This is a genomic window from Bacillus sp. CH_48 (genome assembly GCF_038008465.1).
Classification (GTDB): domain Bacteria; phylum Bacillota; class Bacilli; order Bacillales; family Bacillaceae_G; genus Bacillus_A; species Bacillus_A thuringiensis_S.
On record NZ_JBBOZF010000001.1, the window covers coordinates 1,201,071 to 1,222,500 of the forward strand.

Here is a 21,430-nt window from a genome sequence, read left to right on the forward strand (position 1 = left end):
GGTAAGTTTGCACCTCTTACTTATTTAGCTCTTGTAAGAACCTCTCTTCATTCCAAACCTCAACATTATGTTTCTCCGCTTGTGCTAATTTCGAACCAGCCGATTCACCTGCAACAACCAAATCTGTACTCTTACTAACACTTCCTGTTACTTTTCCACCTAATGCCTCAATCTTCTTCTTCGCTTCACTTCGTCCCATAACTTCTAGCTTACCTGTTAAAACAACCGTTTTTCCTGCGAAGTAAGATTCAACATTTTGTAAATCTGCAATTTTTATACCTTTGTATGTCATATTCACGCCATACTCTTTAAACTGCTGTAATAACTCTAATACATCTTCATTATCAAAATATGTCACAACAGATTGAGCCATTTTTTCGCCAATTTCATTAATTGCTTTTAGTTCTTCTTCTGTTGCTTTTACAAGCTCATCCATCGTTTCAAAGTGCTCTGCAAATGTACGTGCTGCTTTCGCTCCAACGTGTCGAATTCCAAGACCAAATAATAATCGCTCTAACGAGTTTTCTTTAGAATTTTCAATTGCTTGTATTAAGTTTGTTGCTGATTTTTCACCAAAACGTTCTAACTGTAATAACTGCTCTTTCGTTAATGCATATAAATCAGCAAATGTACGAATATAATCTGCATCAAAAAGTTGTGTAATGACACGTTCTCCAAGCCCATCAATATTCATTGCATTTCTTGAAACGAAATGAATTAATCCTTCGCGAATTTGAGCTGGACAAGTTGGATTTATACATCGAAGTGCTACTTCTTCTTCTAAACGAACAAGTTCACTCTCACATGCTGGGCAATGCGTTGGCATGCGGTATTCTTCTTCTTCACCAGTACGCTTATCAAAAATAACGTTCACAACTTCAGGAATAATATCTCCAGCCTTCTTCACAACAACGTAGTCACCAATTCGAATGTCTTTTTCACGAATTAAATCTTCGTTATGTAAAGAAGCACGACGAACGATCGTACCAGCAACTCTCACTGGCTCTAGCTCTGCAGTCGGTGTTACAACCCCTGTTCGGCCAACACTTAATTCAATGCCTGTTAATCTCGTTACAACTTCTTCAGCCGGGAATTTATAAGCAATCGCCCATCTTGGACTCTTCGCTGTAGTTCCTAGACTTTCTTGAAGAGCAACATCATCTACTTTTATAACGATTCCATCAATCTCATAATCAAGATGCGGACGTTTTTCTTGCCATTCTTCTACATAAGCTATAACCTCTTCGATTGTTTCACATGTACGGCGATTTGGATTTGTCTTAAATCCGAGTTCACCTAGGAAATCAAGCGATTCACTGTGCGATGGAATTGTTTTTTCTTCTACATTCGCAAGACCGTACACAAACATAGATAAGTTACGCTTCGCTGCAATTTTCGGATCAAGTTGACGTATTGAGCCTGCTGCCGCATTACGCGGATTCGCAAATACATCTTCTCCATTTTGCTCTTTTTCTTCATTTAGTTTAACAAATGAACGCTTCGGCATATAAGCTTCGCCTCGTGCTTCTAACGTTACTTCTTCATTTAAACGAAGTGGGATAGCTTTAATCGTTTTTAAATTTTGAGTAATATCTTCACCCGTTACACCATCACCACGTGTCGCCCCTTGAATGAAGCGTCCTTTTTCATAATGAAGCGAAACGGCAAGCCCGTCAATTTTTAATTCACATATATATCTTACATTCGCATCATCAATTCCTTGACGTACTCTTCTGTCGAAATCACGTAAATCTCCTTCGTTAAATGCATTTCCTAAACTTAACATTGGTGACTTATGTGTTACTTTTTCGAATATATCAAGAATAGTTCCCCCAACGCGAACGGAGGGAGAATCCTCACTCATAAACTCTGGGTTCTCTGCTTCTAATTTTATAAGCTCCTGCATATTACGGTCATATTCCGCATCAGAAACAGAAGGATTGTCTAATACGTGATATTGATAATTAAATGTATTTAACAAATCACGCAGTTCTTCTATACGTTTTTTTGCTATCTCTTTTGACATATCCTCATTCCTTTCTATTGTTTCGTCACAGGTGCAAATTTTGCTAACAAACGTTTAACACCAATCGGGCTTGGGAACGCAATATCTAATTCTTTTGCATCACCTTCACCTTTTACACTTACAACTGTACCGATTCCCCATTTTTGGTGGGAAGCTTTATCGCCTACTGCCCAGCCAATTTGCTCACCGCCTGTCGTCTTAGCTGCAGGACGCGCGAAAGCTGAACGAGAGCGTGTTGTGGTTGTCATTTTACTGCTACTTGCTGTTCTGCCTTTTGCACCAAACGAATTTTCACGCTTCGGCGCTGTTTCATTTAATGATTCCACTAGTTCTGTCGGGATTTCTGTAATGAAGCGAGACGCAGCGTTCATACTTGTTCTACCAAATAAAGTACGCATTTGCGCATTAGATAAATATAGCTCTTCTTCTGCACGAGTAATACCTACATAAGCAAGACGACGTTCTTCTTGCATTTCATCCTCTTCCATAAGAGAACGAGTATGAGGGAATATCCCTTCCTCTAAACCAACAATAAAGACAACCGGGAACTCTAATCCTTTCGCTGAGTGCATCGTCATTAAGATAACTTCTTCACCAGCAGTTGGGTCTTCATCTACACGATCAATATCAGCAACAAGTGCTAAATCTGTTAAGAATGCAACAAGACTCTTATCTTCGCTTTGAGATTCAAATGTTTGCGTAACAGATAAGAACTCGTCTAAGTTTTCTAAACGACCTTCCGCTTCTAAAGAACGCTCATTTTTCAACATATCGCGATAGCCTGTTTTTTCAATAACTTCTTCTACTAATTCTGTAACAGATAAATACTCTTGCATATTTACCCAGTTGTGTAATAAACTTGCGAATTCTTTTACTGCCTTTGTAATTTTTGCACTTACTCCAACATGCTCAATCTCATCAAATACAGCAGTTAATGAAATTCCGTTTTGCACACCATAATTAATAATTTTATCAATAGAAGTCGCACCAATACCACGCTTTGGCATGTTAATAATACGTGCAAAACTAATTTCATCATCTGGATTACCGATTAAACGTAAGTACGCCAAAATATCTTTAATCTCTTTACGGTCGTAGAACTTCGTACCCCCGACAATTTTGTACGGGATGTTAGATTTAAGGAAAATCTCCTCGACCATACGAGACTGAGCATTCGTACGATATAGTACTGCAAAATCAGTGTATTTTCGTTTCCCCATTTGAAGATCGTCACGAATTTTTTTCGCAACAAAATACGCTTCGTCCTTTTCAGTTGCAGCACGATAATACGAAATTTTGCTCCCAACTTGATTGTCCGTCCATAATTTCTTCGGTTTACGATTCGTATTTTTTTCAATAACAGCATTCGCTGCATTTAAAATATTTTGTGACGAACGATAGTTTTGTTCTAACAAAATTACTTGTGCATTCTCATAATCTTTTTCGAATGACAAAATGTTAGAAATATCTGCACCACGCCAGCGATAAATAGACTGGTCAGAGTCACCTACAACGCAAAGATTTTTAAAACGCGCTGCCAAATGTTTAACAAGAAGATATTGCGCTTTATTCGTATCTTGATACTCATCAACGTGAATATATTGGAACTTACGCTGATAAAACTCCAATACTTCTGGAACACGTTCAAATAGCTGAATCGTCGTCATAATTAAATCATCAAAGTCTAATGAATTATTTTTCAAAAGACGTTTTTGATACTCTGTGTATACATCGCTCGTTAATTTTTCATATGGATCAGCCATTGTAATTTTTTTTGCATACTTATCCGCAGATAACAGTTCATTTTTCGCATTACTAATACCCGCTAAAATAGAGCGCGGCTCAAATTTCTTCGGATCAATATTGCGCTCTTTCATAATTTTTTTGACTACCGTTAACTGATCACCTGAATCTAAGATTGTAAAGTTACGATTAATGCCAATACGATCGATATCACGTCGTAAAATACGTACACACATAGAGTGGAACGTCGAAATCCAAATATCTTCTGCTTCTGGTCCCACAAGTGTATCAATACGCTCGCGCATTTCACGAGCTGCTTTATTTGTGAAGGTAATAGCTAATACATTCCATGGTGCTACACCTTTTTCACCAAGCAAATACGCAATACGGTGTGTTAACACACGTGTTTTACCACTACCTGCACCTGCCATTAATAGAAGTGGTCCATTCGTTGTTTGTACCGCTTTTTGTTGCTGTGGATTTAAACCGTTTAATAACTTATCTGTCATACTCATATACGCCTGCACCTACTCTCCTTTTACTGCTTTAACTGTTTTTAACGCCGATTTTATATCATCATAAATAATATTTCCAACAACTACTGTATCAGCATATTGTGCCATTTCTTTCGCCTGTTCTGCATTAGAAATACCGCCGCCATAGTATAACTTAGCTTGTTTCAATTCTGCTTTTACATTTTTAACAAGTTCAACTTCTCCATACGTACCGCTATATTCTAAATAAAATATCGGTAAATGTAATAACTTGTCTGCTAAACGAGCATATGCAATAACGTCATCTTCTGTTAAATCACATTTCGCATCTGTAAGCTGGGCTACTTTCGCTTCTGGATTTAAAACACAATACCCTTCCATAAAAATTTCGTCCCAGTCCATAATATCCCCAAATTCTTTCAATGCCTCATGATGAACACCTGTTACCCATTCTACTTTTCGGCTATTTAACACACTTGGGATGTAATAAAAATCAAATCCTGGTGTAATTGCTTCTACATCAGAGACCTCTAATACACAAGGAACAGCATATCTACGAATGCTAACTAGCATGTGTAATACGTTATCAATTGTAACCCCATCACTTCCGCCTACAATAACCGCATCAGTTCCAGACTCACAAATCATTTCTAAATGTTCATCGCTTAACTCCTTATTTGGATCAAGCTTAAATACATGTTTCCATCCGGAAATATCGTACATGAAAACACCCTTCCTTTTCTCTAGTTATATCTATAGTTCTGTTTAAAATAACAGTTAGTTTTCATCTTGTTTTTTAAATATTTTTCAAAAAGAATGATTTAATTTCATCTTCTTTTTATGCATTCTTTCATTATAACAAAAAAAGCTACTGACACACACGCCCATTCCAACATCTTTTTCAACGTCAAATGTTGGATTACATATCCCCAAAATCACACGGGATACTAATAAGAGAAGTAGTATTTACTATTTCAATTTTCATAAAAAGGAGTGTTTTTCTAATGAAGCAAAACATCGGGACAATAAACGCTCTAATTCGAATTACACTTGGGCTTGTCCTCTTCGGATGTAGTGCAACTAAACTTGTACGCAAGCCATGGTGCACTTGGTCTAACATTTTTCTATGGATTGGTGCAATGAAAGTTGCAGAGGGAATTGTTCGCTTCTGCCCTATTGTTGAAGCGTGGAAGTTTGGAAAATACATGAATATGAGTGCATTTAAAATGCCTAGCATGAATTTTACTGAAAAAGGACATGCTAAAGAAGAAGTGAATCAAACTTCCTCTCATGACAAGCCAAAGTCAAAAGGAAGTTATGACGCTTCTGACAAAGAGATTGAGTCAGCGATTGAAGAAATAATCCTGGCAAAACCGCTTTGAATCATTTGTCACGATGCAAGATGCTCTCAAAGGGACTTAGCTGCTGCAGTGGGCGGTTAAGTCTTCTTTATTTTACCATAAAAACAGAACGTATATTCCCTTTTTAAGCTTAAAATGTATATAAAAGATATCAATCAATAAAATTCAGAAAATTAGGTGCATACCTCTTGCTTAAAATGATATAAAAGTGATATCATTTTTATATCAGGAGGCGATCATATGAAAGAAAAACAAGTATTTTATGTAAATGGTTTTCTCGGTATTATTGGAATTTTGATTTTAGCGGCTATCGGTGTATTTTTCCTTGCACAAGAAATTTTTATAGGAGCAGCACTAACTATTGTATTAGCCGCAATTCTCGCTACGGGTATCGGGATTGTTCAACCAAATCAAGCGAAAGTTATTACGTTCTTTGGTAATTATTTAGGAACAATTCGTCAAAACGGTTTATTTTTAACGATTCCGTTCGCATTCCGTCAAACTGTATCTTTACGTGTTGAAAACTTTAATAGTAAGAAATTAAAAGTAAACGATGTTGAGGGAAATCCGATTGAAATTGCAGCTGTTATCGTATATAAAGTAGTTGATTCTGCAAAAGCAATGTTCGGTGTTGAACATTACGATCGATTTGTAGAAATTCAAAGCGAAACGGCAATCCGCCACGTCGCAACAAAATATCCATATGACAATTTCCAAGATGAAACTTGCATTACGTTACGCGGAAATACTGAAGAAATCTCTGAAGAATTAAAACGTGAGTTAGAGGCACGTCTTGAAATTGCTGGTGTAGAAGTATTGGAAACTCGTTTAACGCATTTAGCTTACGCAACAGAAATTGCCCATGCAATGCTACAACGTCAACAAGCAAAAGCAGTATTAGCTGCTAGAAAAGAAATTGTTGAAGGTGCTGTGAAGATGGCCAAAGATTCAATCCATATGTTAGATGAAGAAGGCGTACTGGAACTCGATGACGAGCGTAAAGCAAATATGGTAAACAACTTATTAGTTGCCATCGTTTCAGATAAAGGTGCGCAACCGGTTATTAATACAGGAAGCCTATACTAAGGGCTATAAGTAATTATGGCTAAAAAGAAAAGCTTTCCATTACGTATTGATCCTGAATTACACGCAGTCATCGAAAAATGGGCAAATGATGAGTTTCGTAGCGTCAATGCACACATCGAGTATTTACTTCGAGAAATGGCAAAGCAAAAAGGGAAATTAAAAAAAGATAAAGATGCATAAAAAATCCCGCTGATTCCTCAGCGGGATTTTTACATATTAACTTCTCGTCATCTTATGCTCAATTGCACGATATCCTATATCACTTCGATAAAATAGACCATCACTCTCAATTTTACCGATTTCTTTATATACTTTATCTTTTGCTTCTTGTAAACTATTCGCCTTGCAAGCAACAAATAGTACACGGCCACCGTTTGTTACAAAATCACCATGCTTCATCGCTGTGCCTGAATGGAAAACAATCGCATCTTGCAGTGCATCTAATCCTTTAATAATGTCACCTTTTTTATATGCTTCTGGATATCCTTTCGAAGCAAGTACAACACCAATTACTGCTTCCTCTGACCATTGTAACGTTAGCTCACTTTCATCTAATACAGCGTTACATACATCAACTAAATCGTTTTCTAAGCGAGGTAATACTACTTCTGTTTCAGGATCACCAAAGCGTGCATTAAATTCAATTACCTTTGGACCATCATTTGTTAAAATAAGACCTGCGTATAAAATGCCTGTAAACGAACGGTTTTCTGCAATCATCGCTTTAGCAGTTGGATGTAATACCGTTTTTATCGCCTCTTGAACTGCTGATTCTGGAATTTGTGGCACTGGAGAATACGCACCCATTCCGCCCGTATTTGGACCTTTATCACCATCAAAAGCTCTTTTATGATCTTGGGCGATTACCATTGGATGTACAGTTGTTCCATTCACGAATGCCATTAATGAAAATTCTTGTCCATCTAAAAACTCTTCAATAACGACCTTCTTACTTGCCGCGCCGAATTTCACATCTTGCAGCATTTCTTTCACAGCTTGTAATGCCTCTTCAAGTGTCATTGCTACTGTCACGCCTTTACCAGCAGCTAGGCCGTCAGCTTTAATAACGATTGGTGCACCAACTTTTTGAATGTACTGTACTGCTTCTTCATAATCTGTAAAAGTTTCATACGCCGCAGTTGGAATATCATATTTTTTCATTAATTCTTTCGTAAAAGCTTTACTACCTTCAATAACAGCAGCCGCTTTATTCGGACCAAATACGCGAAGTCCCTCTTCGTTAAATCGATCAACAATTCCATTCATAAGTGGAATTTCTGGTCCAACGAAAGTTAATTCAACCTTATTCTCTTTAGCAAATAAAACTAATGCATCAAAATCATTTTCATCAATATCAACTGGTGTTGCAACATCGCGCATACCTTCATTACCTGGTGCTACATACACCTTTTCTACTTTTTCAGATTGTGCAAACTTCCAAGCTAAAGCATGCTCACGCCCACCGCGGCCAATTACTAAAACATTCATATTTCATCCCCCAATAACTAAATAAGTACAAACTAGAAGCTATGCTCCTAGTTTGCTTTCTCATATCAATAAAAGTTTAAAAGGAGGATCGAGAGAACCGAGCTGGTCTAGGCGCATTTGCCAGGAGGACACGGAGTGTAGCTTTCCTACATGAGTACCGCACTGGCATTGCAACGACGACTTGCGAAGGTTATCTCGACCGGACCTTTTAAACATCCTCTATTAGTGTTTGAAATGACGTACGCCAGTGAACACCATAGCAATCCCATACGTATCCGCCACTTTAATAGAATCTTCATCACGGATTGATCCGCCCGGTTGAATGATTGCTGTAATTCCTGCTTTTGCTGCTTCTTCTAATGTATCTGGCATTGGGAAGAAAGCATCAGATGCAAGTGCGCTACCTTGTGCTTTTTCACCAGCTTGTGTAATTGCGATTTTTGCAGAACCTACACGGTTCATCTGTCCTGCACCGACACCAATTGTCATATCATCTTTCGCTAAAACAATTGCATTTGATTTCACATGCTTTACAACTTTCCAAGCTAGTTTTAAATCTTTCCATTCTTGCTCTGAAGGTTCACGTTTCGTTGGAATTGAAATTGTACTTTCATCTAATGATAACGTATCTTCCTCTTGAACGAGAAGCCCACCTTGTACAGAAGTTAGTTTTTTGCTTGCACTTGTCGCTTTTTCAATATTTACAGTTAGTAGACGTAAGTTTTTCTTACTTTGCAATACTTCTAAAGCTTCTTTTGAGAAAGAAGGTGCAATAATGATTTCTAAGAAAATTTCGTGTAACTTTTCTGCTGTAGCTTTATCAATTTCACGATTTGCTGCAATAATACCGCCGAAGATTGATACTGGATCTGCTTCATAAGCACGAGTATATGCTTCGTGAATATCAGTTCCTACTCCAACACCACATGGATTCATATGTTTTACTGCTACTACTGCTGGTTCTGTAAATTCTTTTACGATGCTGAGCGCTGCGTCTGCATCATTAATATTGTTATACGATAATTCTTTACCGTGTAATTGTTCTGCGTATGCAACAGAAGAAGTTGCTGCGAATGGCGCTTTATAGAAAGTTGCCTTTTGATGTGGGTTCTCGCCATAACGTAAGTCTTGCTTTTTCTCGAATGTCACAGTTAATGTTTCTGGACTTTCTTCACCCATTTGCTCTGTTAAATAGTTAGAAATTAGCGCATCATATGCTGCTGTATGACGGAATACTTTCGCTGCTAGTTTACATTTCGTTTCATCCATTACTTCGCCGTTCTCTTTTAGTTCTGCTAATACAACATCATAATCTACTGGATCTACAATTACAGATACGAATTGATGATTTTTCGCAGCAGAGCGAATCATTGTCGGGCCACCGATATCAATATTTTCAATTGCATCAGCAAATGTTACATCAGGCTTAGCGATTGTTTCTTTAAATGGGTATAAGTTAACAACAACAAAGTCAATTGGCTGAATACCTAATTCATTCATTTGTGTTACGTGTGTTTCATTATCACGAACTGCTAATAGACCACCATGAATATTTGGATGTAATGTTTTCACACGGCCATCCATAATTTCAGGGAAACCAGTTACTTCAGAAATACCAATTACTTGTAAGCCGTTTGCTTCTAGTAACTTTTTCGTACCACCTGTTGAAATAACTTCAATCCCTTGTTCTAGTAACCCTTTAACAAATTCTACTACTCCTGTTTTATCTGAAACACTTACTAATGCACGCTTTTTCATTTATCTTTCACCCCTGGTTGTATGTTAGTTAACAGTTGATTCTTTCACAGACTGAACAATTTGATTCACTGTATTTACGTATAATTTATGCTCAACTTGTTGAATTTTATTTTGTAAGCTTTCTCTCGTATCCCCTTCAGAAACAACTACTGCTTCTTGCGCAATAATTGGCCCTGTATCCATACCTGCATCTACATAATGAATCGTTACTCCAGTTACTTTCACACCTGCTTCTAATGCTTGACCGACAGCATCTTTACCCGGAAAGCTCGGTAGTAATGATGGATGAATATTAATAATCTTCCCGCCGTATGCTTCTAGTAACGTCGGCCCAATTAAACGCATATATCCAGCTAAAATAACATAGTCAATTTCATATTCTTCTAGCTTCTTTAATATCTCTTTTTCAAACGCTTCTTTTGACTCATATGCTTTCGCTGAAAAAGCAAAACACGGAATATGATGATAATGTGCCCGACCAACAGCGCGTGCTTCTGGTTTATCACATACTAATAAACTAATTTCTGCATCCAATCTTTTTTCTTCTACCGCATTAACGAGAGATTGAAAGTTAGATCCGCTTCCAGAAGCAAAAAACGCTAATCTACTCATAGTGCTGTGCCCCCATTAAAAGTAACACCAGCTCCTTGTATAGTACGTCCAATAATACGAGCCGTTTCTCCTTGTTCTTCAAGAAGACGAACAACATCTTTTGCATCTTCTTCCTTTACTGCCACTACCATACCAATACCCATGTTAAAAATATTGAACATGTCTTTCTCTTCCAGGTTTCCAACTTCTTGAAGTAAACTAAAGATCGGCTGAATTTTCCAAGATCCTAGTTCAATCTCAGCACCGATTCCTTCTGGCAACATGCGTGGAATATTTTCAATAAATCCGCCACCTGTAATATGCGCCATACCGTATACTTCATGTTTCTTCAATAGTTCTAAAATAGGTTTGACATAAATTTTCGTTGGTTTTAATAATTCTTCACCAAGAGGTAGCTCTAAGCGACCATAAATACGCTCTAAAGATAGTTCTCCATCTTCTAGTAACACTTTTCGTACTAAAGAGTAACCATTGCTATGAATACCGCTAGATGCTAAGCCAATTAACACGTGACCAGCTTCAATTTTTTCACCTGTTATAATTTTCTTCTTATCAACAATCCCAACTGTAAAACCAGCTAAATCATATTCTTCCGTAGAATACATTCCTGGCATTTCAGCTGTTTCTCCACCGATTAATGCACAACCAGCTTGGCGACAGCCCTCTGATATACCTTTGACGATGTTTTCAATTTTACTAGGTTCAGCTTTACCACAAGCAATATAATCAAGGAAGAAAAGCGGCTCTGCTCCTTGGACAACAATATCATTTACACACATTGCTACTGCATCAATACCAATTGTGTCATGTTTATCTGCCATAAAAGCGAGCATCAATTTCGTTCCCACGCCATCTGTTCCAGATACTAATACAGGTTCTTCTAATGCAAATTTTGATAGATCAAACATACCTCCAAAACCGCCTAAACCGCCTAGTACTTCTTTTCTCATAGTTGTTTGTACGTGTTTTTTCATGCGAGATACCGCTTCATATCCAGCTTCAATATCTACTCCTGCTTGCTTATATGCATTCGCCATCGTTATTTACACCTCGTCTTTTAATTTCTCCCCATCCAGGGCGGGCTATTTTAAGAAAGGAGCTAGCTTCTACATCAAAAGAAGTAGAAGCTTTTTTCACTTTTCTTATTTCATACTTTCTAAAAGCTCTTGCTCATAATCATAAAGAGCTGTTGGATAGTCCCCATTAAAATAAGCCATACATAGACCGCCATATTTCCCTTCATATGGACGCCCAATTGCATCTACTAATCCATCTTCGCTTAAAAATGTTAAAGAATCTGCTCCGATCATTTCACGGATTTCTTCTACTGTATTATTTGCTGCAATTAATTCTTTTCTCGTTTGAATATCAATGCCATAAAAACATGGATACTTAAGAGGTGGTGAAGCGATTCTTACGTGAACTTCTGTCGCTCCAGCTTCACGAAGCATACGAACAATTCGTTTACTTGTCGTTCCTCTTACGATAGAATCGTCAATCATAACAACTCGTTTCCCTTCCACTACACCTCTTACTGCTGAAAGCTTCATCTTAACCCCTTGCTCACGCAGTTCTTGAGAAGGCTGAATAAAAGTACGTCCAACGTAACGATTTTTAATTAATCCTAATTCATACGGAATGCCTGTTGCCTCCGCATAGCCAATCGCTGCTGAAATACTAGAGTCTGGTACACCAGTAACAACATCCGCTTCAATAGGAGCTTCCGCTGCTAAACGTTTTCCCATATTTTTACGCGCTGCATGAACGTTAACACCAGCAATATTAGAATCTGGTCGTGCAAAGTAAATGTATTCCATACTACAAATCGCATGTTCTACATCGTTTGTAAAACGATCTACGTGAATTCCTTCATCATTAATGATAAGTAATTCACCAGGTTCTACATCGCGAATGTATGTTGCACCTACTACATCAAAAGCACATGTTTCAGATGCTACAACGTAAGCATCCCCCATCTTTCCAATTGAAAGCGGACGGAATCCATTTGGATCTAACGCAACGATCATTTCATTTCCAGTTAGTAAAAGATACGCAAACGCACCTTTCACTTTATTCAGAGCCTCTTTTACACTTTCAATTAAAGAGTCTTTCGTACTACGTTTAATAAGATGTAAAAGTACTTCTGTGTCTGAACTTGTTTGAAAAATACTTCCCTCTGCCTCTAATTCACGGCGAAGCATTTTTGCATTAATTAAATTCCCGTTATGAGCTAGCGCCATACTATGATCAGAAAAACGGAACAACAATGGTTGAACGTTAGCAACTTCACTTCCACCAGCTGTTGCATATCGTACATGTCCGATTGCTGATTTTCCATTTAATCCTTCTAGCTCGCCTCTTGAAAACACTTCTGATATTAAACCTAACCCCTTGTGACCGACAATTTTCTCACCATTATTTACGACAATGCCTGCGCCTTCTTGTCCACGGTGCTGTAAACTGTGCAATCCGTAGTATGAAACTTGTGCTGCATTTTCATGCCCCCAAATTCCAAAAACGCCACATTCTTCGTTTAACCCCTTTATTTCAGCAAGCATGGGATTGCCCCTTTCCAAGCCTTTCTCATTTCATCTACATTTGCTGTAAGTAATACTTCATTTTCTTCATTATGAATTGTTACTTCATTTGTACTTGTTACTTCTCCAACTTGGATTGCTTCTACCGCTTTCTCAAACGCCTCTTTATTTTCACGTTTTACAGTAATCACGAAGCGAGACTGTGATTCAGCGAATAATGCTGCTGTTGCTTCTCCATCTAATTTCACAGTAGCACCTAAGCCTTTAGCACCAATTGCACTTTCTGAAATCGCAACTGCTAAACCACCCTCAGCAACATCATGTGCAGATTGAACAAGACCAGCTTGAATTGCTTCTAATACTTGTTTTTGGCGTTTTAATTCTACATCTAAATCGATACTTGGTGATTGCCCGAAGATTTTACCGTGAATCATTTTCTGTAATTCACTTCCGCCAAACTCAGCTTTCGTCTCACCGATTACATAAACTAAATCGCCAGCTTGCTTAAACTCTTGTGTTGTTACATGTTTTAAGTCATGTACAAGTCCGACCATCCCAACAGTTGGTGTTGGATATACAGCTTCGCCACTACGCTCGTTATACATCGATACGTTTCCGCCGATAACTGGTGTTTGTAATGTGCGACAAGCTTCACTCATACCGTCTACTGATTTCTCAATCTGCCAGAAAATCTCTGGTTTTTCTGGGTTACCGAAGTTTAAGCAATCTGTAATTGCAAGTGGCTCCCCGCCAGAACATACGATATTTCGCGCTGCCTCTGCTACTGCAATTTTACCGCCCATTTCTGGATCTAGATAAATGTAGCGAGAGTTACAATCTGTCGTCATTGCTAATCCTTTTTCTGTACCGCGTACACGTACAACTGCAGCATCTGAACCTGGTGTCACAACTGTACTTGTGCGAACTTGGTAATCGTATTGATCGTATACCCACTCTTTACTTGCAATTGTTGGTTGCTGTAATAGAGCGAATAACGCTTCTTTATAATTTTCTACTTTTGGCGTTTCCATTTTCATTGCTTGGAATTCAGCAAAGTATGCTGCTTCTTTTGATGGCTTATGATAAATTGGTGCTTCTTCTGCTAAAGCATCTGCTGGAACTTCAGCTACCTTTTCACCTTTATGGAATAAACGAAGCATTTTATCTTCTGTTACTTTCCCCATCGTAACTGCTGCAAGACCATACTTCTCAAATAAATCTACTATTTCTTGTTCTCTACCTTTTTTCACAACAATTAACATACGCTCTTGTGATTCAGATAGCATCATTTCATATGGTGTCATTCCTGTTTCACGCTGTGGTACATCATCTAAGTACATTTCAATACCCATTCCTGCTTTACTTGCCATTTCTGCAGAAGATGATGTTAAACCAGCCGCACCCATATCTTGAATTCCAACAAGTGCATCAGATTGAATTAATTCTAAACACGCTTCAATAAGAAGTTTCTCCATAAATGGATCCCCTACTTGAACCGCTGGACGTTTCGCTTCTGAACTTTCAGATAGTTCTTCCGACGCGAATGTTGCACCGTGAATACCGTCACGACCAGTCGATGCCCCTACGTACATTACTGTGTTACCAGCACCGTGCGCTTGCCCTTTTTTAATGTCTTCATGATTAATCAAACCTACGCACATTGCATTTACAAGTGGATTTCCTTCATAACATGGATCAAATTGTACCTCGCCGCCAACAGTCGGAATACCGATGCAGTTACCGTATCCTGCAATTCCTGCTACTACTTCTTCGAATAAATATTTCACACGTGGTGACTGTAATTCACCGAAACGAAGTGAGTTTAATAGAGCTACCGGACGTGCTCCCATAGAGAATACGTCACGAATAATACCACCAACACCTGTTGCAGCTCCTTGATATGGTTCAATAGCTGAAGGATGGTTATGACTTTCCATTTTAAATACAACTGCTTGATTATCACCTATATCTACAATCCCAGCACCTTCTCCAGGTCCTTGCAGAACACGCTCACCTGTCGTTGGAAACTTACGAAGAACTGGTTTTGAATTTTTATAACTACAATGTTCAGACCACATTACAGAGAATAATCCTGTTTCTGTATAATTTGGCAGACGACCTAAAATCCTTTCAACCATGGCAAACTCTTCGTCTGTTAGCCCCATTTCCGCATATATACGCTCTTCTTTAATTTGTGTTGGATTTGGTTCAAGCATTAACGACATATGTTTCCCTCCACTGTTTTAAGATAGATTGAAAGACTTTTAACCCTTCAGCACCGCCAAGTAATTCATCTACAGCACGCTCTGGATGTGGCATCATACCAAGTACATTTCCTTTTTCGTTTACAATACCAGCAATATCTGAAACGCTACCGTTAGGATTTTCTACGTAACGGAATGCGATTTGATTATTCTCTTCTAATTGTTTAAGAGTCTCTTCGTCACAATAGTAATTCCCCTCACCATGAGCAATTGGAATATTGATTATTTCATTTTTTTCATATTGTGATGTAAACATCGTTTCATTATTTTCAACACGCAACTGAACAGTGCGACACATAAATTTTAAGTTTTCGTTTCTCATTAACGCTCCTGGTAGTAATCCTGATTCAACAAGAATCTGGAATCCATTACATACACCTAAAATTGGCTTTCCTTGCTCAGCAGCTTTTTGCACTGCTTTCATTGCATTAGCAAAGCGAGAAATAGCACCGCAGCGTAAGTAGTCACCATAAGAAAATCCACCTGGTAGTAGAATTGCATCATATTCATCTAAATTCTCTGTATCGTGCCAAACGTAATCTACTTCTTCGCCAAGCTCATCTTTAATTGCATGGAACATATCGACATCACAGTTCGAACCCGGAAATACTATTACGGCAAATTTCACTGTGCGACAACCTCCTCAACTTCATAACGGAAGTCTTCCATTACAACGTTCGCTAATAGTTTTTCACACATTTCTTTTACCTTGCTATCTAAATCAGATACAGATTTATCAATTGTTAGTTCCATGTACTTTCCGATTCGAACGTCTTGTACTTCTGTAAATGAAAGACTATGAAGTGCTCCTTTTACTGCTGTTCCTTGTGGATCTAATACGCTTTCTCTTAATGTTACATATACCTTAACTTTATACATGTGAAATTCCCCCTAAACGTTTTAAAATCTCTTCATAAGCTTCTGTTAAATTTCCAAGATCACGACGGAATACGTCTTTATCAAACTTTTCATTGCTCGTTTCATCCCATAAACGGCAAGTATCTGGTGAAATTTCATCCGCTAAAATGATTTCTCCTTCTTCCGTTACACCAAACTCTAATTTGAAATCTACTAATCTTACACGACAGCTTGCGAAATGATCAATCAACACTTGATTGATTTGTAGAGCCATATCTCGTAATACACTTACTTGCTCTGGCGATGCAACGTTTAATACACGAATATGATCTTCCGTTACAAGCGGATCTCCTAAATCATCATCTTTGAAGTAAAATTCTACGATTGGTTCTGCAAGTACAGTTCCCTCTTCCATTCCTAATCGTTTTGAAAGACTTCCTGCAATTACATTTCTTGTGACAACTTCTAAAGGAATAATACTCACTTTTTTAACAAGTTGTTCTGTTTCAGATAACTTCTCAACAAAATGTGTTTTAATTCCCACTTCTTGTAACTTTCTGAACAATAAAGTTGTAATTTCATTGTTCAAACGACCTTTTCCTGTAATCGTCTCTTTTTTCTCCCCATTGAAAGCAGTCGCACTATCTTTGTACTCTACCCAAACCATATCTGCTGATTCTGTACGATAAATTCTTTTTGCCTTACCTTCATACAGCAATTCTAGCTTTTGCATTTCGCAAGCCCCCTGTAGTTTGAAAAATGTGAATAATGTTTTTATAAATAATGGCACAGAATGACTCTATTCTGTGCCATATGAAATTTTACGCTTCGTTTAATCCAAGGCGTTCAAAGATTGTATCAACGTGTTGCATGTGATGCTCATAGTTGAAGCATTCATTAATTTCTTCTTGTGTTAACTTGCTTGTAATACGCTCATCAGCTTCTACAAGCTCTTTAAATTGTACTTGTGTTTCCCAAGCTTCCATCGCTTTAGGCTGTACGATATCATAAGCTTCTTCACGTACCATACCTTTGTCGATTAGTGTAAGCATTACGCGCTGAGAATAAATTAAGCCGTATGTTCTTGTCATATTGCGTTTCATATTCTCTGGGTATACAGTTAAGTTTTTAACGATATTACCAAAGCGATTTAACATGTAATTTAACGCGATTGTAGCATCTGGTAAAATTACGCGTTCTGCTGAAGAGTGAGAAATATCACGCTCATGCCATAATGGAACATTCTCATAAGCTGTCATCATATAACCGCGGATAACACGAGCTAAACCAGTCATATTTTCAGATCCAATTGGATTACGCTTATGCGGCATTGCAGAAGAACCTTTTTGACCTTTTGCGAAAGCTTCTTCAACTTCACGTGTTTCACTCTTTTGTAAACCACGAATCTCAACTGCCATCTTTTCGATAGATGTTGCGATTAGTGCAAGTGTTGACATGTAATGAGCATGGCGATCACGTTGCAATGTTTGTGTTGAAATTGGTGCTGCTTCTAATCCTAAGTTTTCACAAACATACTTTTCTACGAATGGATCGATATTTGCATATGTACCAACCGCACCAGATAATTTACCAACGCGAACTGTATCAGCTGCTTGCTTGAAACGCTCTACGTTACGTTTCATTTCTTCATACCAAAGACCAAGTTTTAAACCAAATGTTGTTGGTTCTGCATGAACACCGTGTGTTCTTCCCATCATGATTGTGTATTTATGCTCTTTCGCTTTGTTAGCTAAAATGCTTACAAAGTTCTCTAAGTCTTTTAATATGATTTCATTCGCTTGTTTTAAGATGTAAGATAATGCTGTATCTACTACGTCTGTAGATGTTAAACCGTAATGAACCCATTTACGTTCTTCGCCTAGTGCTGGCGTTTCTGATACAGCACGAGTGAATGCAACTACATCATGACGTGTTTCTTTTTCAATTTCATAAATACGATCAATATCAAATGATGCATGTTCACGAATTTTTTTAACATCTTCTTTTGGAATGTCGCCAAGCTCAGCCCATGCTTCACAAGCTAAAATCTCAACTTCTAACCACGCTTTAAATTTGTTCTCTTCCGTCCAAATCGCACCCATTTCAGGGCGTGTATAACGACTAATCATCTTTTTCCCTCCAACAGTTGTTCTTGATGGTCCCAAATATGCAAACTCTTCGCTTTTTCTAGAGCAACTTCAATATTATCATTTAAAATATTAACATGCCCCATTTTTCGCTGTGCTTTTGCTTCTTCTTTTCCATACAAGTGTAAATAGCACCCGGTTAGTCTATTCACTTGTCTTAGGACCCCTTCTATATGTTCGCCTAAAATGTTTACCATGACAACTGGTTTTAACAAATTTGTTTCTCCTAGAGGTAAATTACAGATTGCTCGAATATGTTGACCAAATTGGCTCGTTTCACATGCATCCTGTGTGTAGTGTCCTGAATTGTGAGGTCTTGGTGCTAATTCATTAATGTAAATCTCACCATTAGCTGTAGCAAACATCTCTACAGCTAGTGTTCCCACAAGTTTTAATTCATCCGCAAGTACCTTTGCATAAGCAATTGCTTTTTGAGAAAGCTCTTCTGTAATACGAGCTGGAACGATAGATTCATGCAAAATGTTATTTACATGAATATTTTCCGCTACTGGAAACACTTTCGTTTCACCACTTACACTACGAATCACAATAACAGATACTTCTTTTTCAAAAGGCACCCATTTCTCTAAAATACACTCTGCTTTATCCACAAGATTTCTTGCTGTCTCAACATCAGCCTCACTTCTTAAAACAACTTGCCCTTTCCCATCATATCCACCTGTCGTCGTTTTTAAGACGGAAGGGAATGATAACTCAGCAATTGCTTCTGTAAGCTGATCTTGATTTTGAACTAATCTATACGTTGCTACTGGTAACCCAGCCTTCTCAATTCCATTCTTTTCTGTAAAACGATTTTGCGTTTTATTTAACAACTGACTACCTTGTGGCAAGTAAGCATGTTTTTCAAGCCATTGTAAACATCTATAATCAATATTCTCAAATTCATATGTGACAACATCACTTATCTCTGCTAAATGCTGAATTGCCTTTAAATCGTCATACGGTGCAACGATTTCAATATCAGCAACTTGTGCACATGGTGAATGCTTTGTAGGATCTAAAACAGCAATTTTATATCCCATCTCCTTGGCTGCCAATGCCATCATTCTTCCTAGCTGGCCGCCTCCAATAATGCCGATTGTTTTTCCAGGTAAAATGATTCTCGTCATACTAGCTCACTACCTTCGCGCACATCTTTTTCAATTGATTCTCGTCTCAATTCTAATGCATCATGTATATCATCATGGAATGATCCAAGTATTTGTGCAGCAAGTAATCCAGCATTCGTTGAACCGGCTTTACCAATTGCAACAGTTGCAACTGGAACGCCTCCTGGCATTTGGACGATGGATAATAATGAATCTAGGCCGTTTAATGCTTTTGATTGAACTGGAACTCCGATTACAGGAAGATTTGTCTTCGCTGCAACCATTCCTGGTAAATGTGCTGCTCCACCAGCTCCAGCAATAATAACTTTCAATCCACGTTCACGAGCCGTCTCTGCATATTCAAACATATAATCCGGAGTCCGATGAGCGGATACAACTTTTTTCTCATACGGTATATTTAATTCATCTAAAATGTCACAAGCATATTTCATTGTTTCCCAGTCTGACGTACTTCCCATTATGACTCCAACTAGTGATTTCATATTAGAATCCCCCCGATTCAAATAAAAAAAGCCTGAAATAGAACAGTTTCTCTTTTACTATGAGAGAAAGCGCTCTACTCAGGCATACGTATCCCTTGTGAATAGAAAAATACCGAGTGACTTTCCCTCATAGTCTAACGAATAACGGTCGTTAGGTAGAGACTTGCAGGCCATATCCCCGCGATTATATGAGGTCTTATATTATTGTTTCTATGGCTATATTAACAATATTTCATAAACGATGTCAATAAATAATCGAATGTTTTTTTATTAGTAGTCAATAACGTTCGTGTTTTAGTTATATTCAAAAGAAGAATTGCAACTATATGCAAGAAGAAAAGGGAATTAGAATATATATTTCTAGAGATCTATTTACTTATAATCGTTTATATAGTACTTCAGTATGTTTTAAATCAAAATATGTACACTCTTGTATTCTACACATCAATAGAACTTTTATTATAACGATTTAATTTCTAAGGAGGATAAACGTGAAAGAAAGAACTATACTATTATCCTATTTATTTTTTCTATCGCAGTAATTTTAAAATATATACTTATGATAGAAATAATGTGTCCTATTTTAAGTATTACTTTAGCGGCATTCGAAAAATCAGGAAAACCAAAAATCATTGCTATTATTTTAAACTTTTTTCGTCTTTAGCGTTATTAAATTTATGAATTATAACATTCGGTAAATAAAAATAAACACAAAAAAACCTAAGTCGAAACGACTTAGGTTTTTGCTTGGCGACGTCCTACTCTCACAGGGACAAGGTCCCAACTACCATCGGCGCTAGAGAGCTTAACTTCCGTGTTCGGTATGGGAACGGGTGTGACCTCTCTGCCATCATCACCAAACTATGAAGGCATATTCCTTCAAAACTAGATAACATTGCTACATATTATATGGTTAAGTCCTCGATCTATTAGTATTCGTCAGCTCCACATGTCACCATGCTTCCACCTCGAACCTATCAACCTGATCATCTTTCAGGGATCTTACTAGCTTACGCTATGGGAAATCTCATCTTGAGGGGGGCTTCATGCTTAGATGCTTTCAGCACTTATCCCTTCCGCACATAGCTACCCAGCTATGCCCTTGGCAGAACAACTGGTACACCAGCGGTGCGTCCATCCCGGTCCTCTCGTACTAAGGACAGCTCCTCTCAAATTTCCTACGCCCACGACGGATAGGGACCGAACTGTCTCACGACGTTCTGAACCCAGCTCGCGTACCGCTTTAATGGGCGAACAGCCCAACCCTTGGGACCGACTACAGCCCCAGGATGCGATGAGCCGACATCGAGGTGCCAAACCTCCCCGTCGATGTGGACTCTTGGGGGAGATAAGCCTGTTATCCCCGGGGTAGCTTTTATCCGTTGAGCGATGGCCCTTCCATGCGGAACCACCGGATCACTAAGCCCGACTTTCGTCCCTGCTC

At 38.2% G+C, this 21,430-nt stretch carries 18 protein-coding genes, 2 rRNA genes, 1 pseudogene and 1 riboswitch (1 of these 22 running past the window's edge); of the genes and pseudogenes, 4 read left to right on the top strand and 17 right to left on the bottom strand.

The annotated features are described in order from the left end of the window. Positions 1-16: 16 nt before the first annotated feature. Genes ligA through N2V92_RS05785 form a run of 3 tightly spaced genes read right to left on the bottom strand, consistent with a single transcriptional unit; the run spans position 17 to position 4,986 of the window. On the bottom strand, positions 17-2,026 hold the full coding sequence (ligA, locus tag N2V92_RS05775; protein WP_000031434.1) for an NAD-dependent DNA ligase LigA: 2,010 nt from the start codon (positions 2,024-2,026) through the stop codon (positions 17-19). Positions 2,027-2,040: 14 nt separating this feature from the next. Next, positions 2,041-4,284 carry a DNA helicase PcrA gene (gene pcrA / locus N2V92_RS05780; RefSeq protein WP_002162946.1) on the bottom strand — a complete coding sequence of 748 codons (2,244 nt, stop codon included), beginning with the start codon at positions 4,282-4,284 and terminating at the stop codon, positions 2,041-2,043. Between the two features lie 12 nt (positions 4,285-4,296). Next, entirely contained in the window at positions 4,297-4,986 is a 690-nt protein-coding gene (locus N2V92_RS05785; protein ID WP_000272084.1) for a heptaprenylglyceryl phosphate synthase, read from the bottom strand. A gap of 281 nt (positions 4,987-5,267) precedes the next feature. Between N2V92_RS05785 and N2V92_RS05790 the strand changes: the two genes are divergently transcribed. The 3 genes from N2V92_RS05790 to N2V92_RS05800 all read left to right on the top strand — a co-directional run bounded on the left by N2V92_RS05790 (position 5,268) and on the right by N2V92_RS05800 (position 6,890). Next, positions 5,268-5,645: a YgaP family membrane protein gene (locus N2V92_RS05790; RefSeq protein ID WP_000812343.1), complete on the top strand. Its 378-nt coding sequence runs from the start codon at positions 5,268-5,270 to the stop codon at positions 5,643-5,645. A gap of 219 nt (positions 5,646-5,864) precedes the next feature. Further along, positions 5,865-6,710: an SPFH domain-containing protein gene (locus tag N2V92_RS05795; RefSeq protein WP_000660674.1), complete on the top strand. Its 846-nt coding sequence runs from the start codon at positions 5,865-5,867 to the stop codon at positions 6,708-6,710. A 15-nt stretch (positions 6,711-6,725) separates the two neighbouring features. Beyond that, positions 6,726-6,890, top strand: coding sequence for a toxin-antitoxin system HicB family antitoxin (locus N2V92_RS05800; RefSeq protein ID WP_001085171.1), 165 nt, complete (start codon positions 6,726-6,728; stop codon positions 6,888-6,890). A 36-nt stretch (positions 6,891-6,926) separates the two neighbouring features. Here N2V92_RS05800 and purD read toward each other — a convergent pair whose 3' ends face one another. The 12 genes from purD to purE form a co-directional block, all read right to left on the bottom strand. Beyond that, a complete protein-coding gene (gene purD / locus N2V92_RS05805; protein ID WP_001101961.1) occupies positions 6,927-8,198 on the bottom strand; it encodes a phosphoribosylamine--glycine ligase in 1,272 nt (423 codons plus the stop codon). Between the two features lie 222 nt (positions 8,199-8,420). Next, positions 8,421-9,956 (bottom strand): bifunctional phosphoribosylaminoimidazolecarboxamide formyltransferase/IMP cyclohydrolase, encoded by a 1,536-nt coding sequence (gene purH, locus N2V92_RS05810; protein ID WP_000745399.1) that lies wholly within the window; start codon positions 9,954-9,956, stop codon positions 8,421-8,423. Positions 9,957-9,980: 24 nt separating this feature from the next. After that, positions 9,981-10,568, bottom strand: coding sequence for a phosphoribosylglycinamide formyltransferase (gene purN / locus N2V92_RS05815; protein ID WP_016078569.1), 588 nt, complete (start codon positions 10,566-10,568; stop codon positions 9,981-9,983). Further along, positions 10,565-11,605 (bottom strand): phosphoribosylformylglycinamidine cyclo-ligase, encoded by a 1,041-nt coding sequence (gene purM / locus N2V92_RS05820; protein ID WP_001262424.1) that lies wholly within the window; start codon positions 11,603-11,605, stop codon positions 10,565-10,567. The genes purN and purM overlap by 4 nt, the downstream gene beginning before the upstream one ends. Before the next feature lie 105 nt (positions 11,606-11,710). Further along, the gene (gene purF, locus N2V92_RS05825; RefSeq protein WP_000879026.1) at positions 11,711-13,126 is read right to left on the bottom strand and encodes an amidophosphoribosyltransferase; all 1,416 of its coding nucleotides are present in this window, start codon (positions 13,124-13,126) and stop codon (positions 11,711-11,713) included. Then, entirely contained in the window at positions 13,111-15,330 is a 2,220-nt protein-coding gene (gene purL, locus N2V92_RS05830) for a phosphoribosylformylglycinamidine synthase II (RefSeq protein WP_000055594.1), read from the bottom strand. The genes purF and purL overlap by 16 nt, the downstream gene beginning before the upstream one ends. Then, positions 15,314-15,997 carry a phosphoribosylformylglycinamidine synthase subunit PurQ gene (gene purQ / locus N2V92_RS05835; protein ID WP_000666782.1) on the bottom strand — a complete coding sequence of 228 codons (684 nt, stop codon included), beginning with the start codon at positions 15,995-15,997 and terminating at the stop codon, positions 15,314-15,316. Before purQ ends, purL begins: the two co-directional genes overlap by 17 nt. After that, positions 15,994-16,248, bottom strand: a complete 255-nt coding sequence (purS, locus tag N2V92_RS05840; RefSeq protein WP_000278823.1) for a phosphoribosylformylglycinamidine synthase subunit PurS — start codon at positions 16,246-16,248, stop codon at positions 15,994-15,996. The genes purQ and purS overlap by 4 nt, the downstream gene beginning before the upstream one ends. Then, positions 16,241-16,960 (bottom strand): phosphoribosylaminoimidazolesuccinocarboxamide synthase, encoded by a 720-nt coding sequence (gene purC, locus N2V92_RS05845; protein WP_001170545.1) that lies wholly within the window; start codon positions 16,958-16,960, stop codon positions 16,241-16,243. The genes purS and purC overlap by 8 nt, the downstream gene beginning before the upstream one ends. Before the next feature lie 88 nt (positions 16,961-17,048). Further along, the gene (gene purB / locus N2V92_RS05850) at positions 17,049-18,356 is read right to left on the bottom strand and encodes an adenylosuccinate lyase (RefSeq protein ID WP_000625682.1); all 1,308 of its coding nucleotides are present in this window, start codon (positions 18,354-18,356) and stop codon (positions 17,049-17,051) included. Continuing rightward, entirely contained in the window at positions 18,353-19,504 is a 1,152-nt protein-coding gene (gene purK, locus N2V92_RS05855) for a 5-(carboxyamino)imidazole ribonucleotide synthase (RefSeq protein WP_000196768.1), read from the bottom strand. The genes purB and purK overlap by 4 nt, the downstream gene beginning before the upstream one ends. Next, entirely contained in the window at positions 19,501-19,986 is a 486-nt protein-coding gene (gene purE, locus N2V92_RS05860; RefSeq protein ID WP_000839369.1) for a 5-(carboxyamino)imidazole ribonucleotide mutase, read from the bottom strand. The genes purK and purE overlap by 4 nt, the downstream gene beginning before the upstream one ends. A 110-nt stretch (positions 19,987-20,096) precedes the next feature. Then, positions 20,097-20,198, bottom strand: a riboswitch (purine riboswitch). 279 nt (positions 20,199-20,477) lie between these two features. On the opposite strand from purE, the pseudogene N2V92_RS05865 reads away from it, so the two are divergent. Next, a pseudogene (locus N2V92_RS05865) lies at positions 20,478-20,667 on the top strand (hypothetical protein). 64 nt (positions 20,668-20,731) lie between these two features. On the opposite strand, the gene rrf reads toward N2V92_RS05865, so the two are convergent. Together rrf and N2V92_RS05875 are read right to left on the bottom strand one after the other, a co-directional pair. After that, positions 20,732-20,847, bottom strand: a 5S ribosomal RNA gene (gene rrf, locus N2V92_RS05870). A 48-nt stretch (positions 20,848-20,895) separates the two neighbouring features. Next, positions 20,896-21,430: ribosomal RNA gene (locus N2V92_RS05875) — 23S ribosomal RNA — on the bottom strand; it runs 2,387 nt beyond the window's last position.

Coding starts and splice junctions, on each gene's coding strand:
- purL (WP_000055594.1), bottom strand. CDS start 15,330: ATGTCGTTAATGCTTGAACCAAATCCAACACAAATTAAAGAAGAGCGT.
- N2V92_RS05795 (WP_000660674.1), top strand. CDS start 5,865: ATGAAAGAAAAACAAGTATTTTATGTAAATGGTTTTCTCGGTATTATT.
- N2V92_RS05790 (WP_000812343.1), top strand. CDS start 5,268: ATGAAGCAAAACATCGGGACAATAAACGCTCTAATTCGAATTACACTT.
- purH (WP_000745399.1), bottom strand. CDS start 9,956: ATGAAAAAGCGTGCATTAGTAAGTGTTTCAGATAAAACAGGAGTAGTA.
- purS (WP_000278823.1), bottom strand. CDS start 16,248: ATGTATAAAGTTAAGGTATATGTAACATTAAGAGAAAGCGTATTAGAT.
- ligA (WP_000031434.1), bottom strand. CDS start 2,026: ATGTCAAAAGAGATAGCAAAAAAACGTATAGAAGAACTGCGTGATTTG.
- purE (WP_000839369.1), bottom strand. CDS start 19,986: ATGAAATCACTAGTTGGAGTCATAATGGGAAGTACGTCAGACTGGGAA.
- N2V92_RS05800 (WP_001085171.1), top strand. CDS start 6,726: ATGGCTAAAAAGAAAAGCTTTCCATTACGTATTGATCCTGAATTACAC.
- purK (WP_000196768.1), bottom strand. CDS start 19,504: ATGACGAGAATCATTTTACCTGGAAAAACAATCGGCATTATTGGAGGC.
- purC (WP_001170545.1), bottom strand. CDS start 16,960: ATGCAAAAGCTAGAATTGCTGTATGAAGGTAAGGCAAAAAGAATTTAT.
- purN (WP_016078569.1), bottom strand. CDS start 10,568: ATGAGTAGATTAGCGTTTTTTGCTTCTGGAAGCGGATCTAACTTTCAA.
- purM (WP_001262424.1), bottom strand. CDS start 11,605: ATGGCGAATGCATATAAGCAAGCAGGAGTAGATATTGAAGCTGGATAT.
- purB (WP_000625682.1), bottom strand. CDS start 18,356: ATGATTAGTCGTTATACACGCCCTGAAATGGGTGCGATTTGGACGGAA.
- purF (WP_000879026.1), bottom strand. CDS start 13,126: ATGCTTGCTGAAATAAAGGGGTTAAACGAAGAATGTGGCGTTTTTGGA.
- pcrA (WP_002162946.1), bottom strand. CDS start 4,284: ATGAGTATGACAGATAAGTTATTAAACGGTTTAAATCCACAGCAACAA.
- N2V92_RS05785 (WP_000272084.1), bottom strand. CDS start 4,986: ATGTACGATATTTCCGGATGGAAACATGTATTTAAGCTTGATCCAAAT.
- purD (WP_001101961.1), bottom strand. CDS start 8,198: ATGAATGTTTTAGTAATTGGCCGCGGTGGGCGTGAGCATGCTTTAGCT.